At 67.7% G+C, this 1,667-nt stretch carries 2 protein-coding genes and 1 pseudogene; 1 reads left to right on the top strand and 2 read right to left on the bottom strand.

Annotation, left to right across the window (positions count from 1 at the left end; translation table 11 throughout):
* Nucleotides 1-884 (bottom strand): o-succinylbenzoate synthase (locus tag WBB07_RS29885; RefSeq protein ID WP_526313475.1); only part of this gene is annotated, 884 nt, incomplete at its 3' end.
* A 98-nt stretch (nt 885-982) separates the two neighbouring features.
* Here WBB07_RS29885 and WBB07_RS29880 point away from each other — a divergent pair.
* A complete protein-coding gene (locus WBB07_RS29880; RefSeq protein ID WP_526313474.1) occupies nt 983-1,393 on the top strand; it encodes a YciI family protein in 411 nt (136 codons plus the stop codon).
* Nucleotides 1,394-1,414: 21 nt separating this feature from the next.
* On the opposite strand, the pseudogene WBB07_RS29875 reads toward WBB07_RS29880, so the two are convergent.
* Nucleotides 1,415-1,667 (bottom strand): annotated as a pseudogene (locus WBB07_RS29875) (DUF4189 domain-containing protein); the annotation flags it as partial.

The raw sequence follows: 1,667 nt of genomic DNA, 5'->3' as shown, positions 1-1,667 counted from the left end.
CCCCCCCCGACGGGTCCAGCCGGTAGACAGCCGTCGACCGGAACCGCCGGTGCGGCCACATCCTCGACGAACAATCCGCCGGTACCCAACCCGCAGGCATGTTCCAGTGACGGCAGGGCCGCAGCCGCCGACAGCCCGACTCCGACACCGACCGCGGAATCCAGGGCGCTCGACACCACCACCGGCAGGTCGATCTGGCCGGCGATCCGCAGAAAGGCCGCCACCCCACCCAGCGGCGCCACTTTGAGCACCGCGATATCGGCGGCCCGGGCCCGCACCACCAGCAGCGGATCCTCGGCCTTGCGAATGCTCTCGTCTGCGGCGACGGGCACCGACACCCGGCGGCGAACCTCCGCCAGCTCCGGCACCGTCAGGCATGGCTGCTCCAGATACTCCAACGGCCCGTCAGCGGTCAGCGCCGCTGCCGCCTGCACCGCTTCTTCGACCGACCAGCCGCCGTTGGCGTCCACCCGGACCGTCGGGATCGTCGCACGCACCGCGTTCACCCGGGCCACGTCGTCGGCCAGCCGCTGTCCAGGTTCGGCGACCTTCACCTTGGCCGTTGCGACCCCGGGGAACCGGGCCAACACCGCGGGCACCTGCTCAGCCGGAACCGCAGGCACCGTGGCATTGATCGGGATCCAGGCGCGGCGGACCGGAGGTGGAGTGCAGTAGGCCGAGTCGATCGCCGAGGCCAGCCAGCGCGCCGACTCGGCCGGCCCGTATTCCAGGAACGCCCCGAACTCCCCCCAGCCCGCCGGCCCCTCGATCAGCGCCACCTCGCGACTGGTGATACCCCGAAACCGCACCCGCATCGGCAGCGTGACCACGTGCACCCGGTCCAGGAGGTCATCGAGATCAGCTGGACAGGGGGGCGACGACATGGCCCGATCCTAGCGTCGGGCACTACTTCGATGAGTCTTCGCGACGGCGCCGGTCCATTGATACAGCAACACTTTTGGCCCGAACCGAGGAGACACCGATGCAGTACATGCTGATCATGCGCGACTCAGCCGAAGCCCAGGAGGCAGCACGCGACATCCCGTTCGACGAGGTGATCGCCATGATGGGCCGTTACAACGAAGAGCTCATCGCCGCCGGGGTGCTGGTGTCATGCGAGGGTTTGGCGCCACCGGAAGACGGGGGGTTTGTCGTCGACTTCGACGGCGACTCCCCCACCGTCACCGATGGTGCGTACGGTCCGCAACAGGAGCTGTTCAACGGGTTCTGGATCTTGGACGTGAAATCCAGGGATGACGCCATCGCCTGGGCCGGCAAGTGCCCGTTGGGGCCGGGCACCAAGCTCGAGGTGCGACGGGTCCCTTCCCTCGACGAGTTTCCCCAGGACAACGAGTACATCCAGAAAGAGAAAGCGTGGCGCGACGCGCGGTGACCGTCTGGACGACACGTCTGCTCAGAAGAAAGTGGTGGTCTGCGTTCTGGTGCCGTTGTCGCAGCTGACCTCGATGTTCCAGTTCTGCAGCTTCGGTATCGCCGGCACGATGACCAGGTCGTAAGTGGTGTTCTTCGGCAGGAAGAAGCTCCGGGTGTACCAATCGGACCGGTAGGTGCACTGCGCGTCGACGCCGCTGCGGTCGGTGATGCGCGCCGTCAGTCCGCCCGGCCGCGGTTCCCAGGAGACGACCGGGCCCAGCAATGGCGTGGCG

This window comes from Mycobacterium sp. (genome assembly GCF_049647605.1).
Lineage (GTDB): Bacteria > Actinomycetota > Actinomycetes > Mycobacteriales > Mycobacteriaceae > Mycobacterium.
The sequence above is the reverse complement of the archived record's forward strand: the minus strand, read 5'-3'. Positions and strand labels throughout refer to the sequence as shown.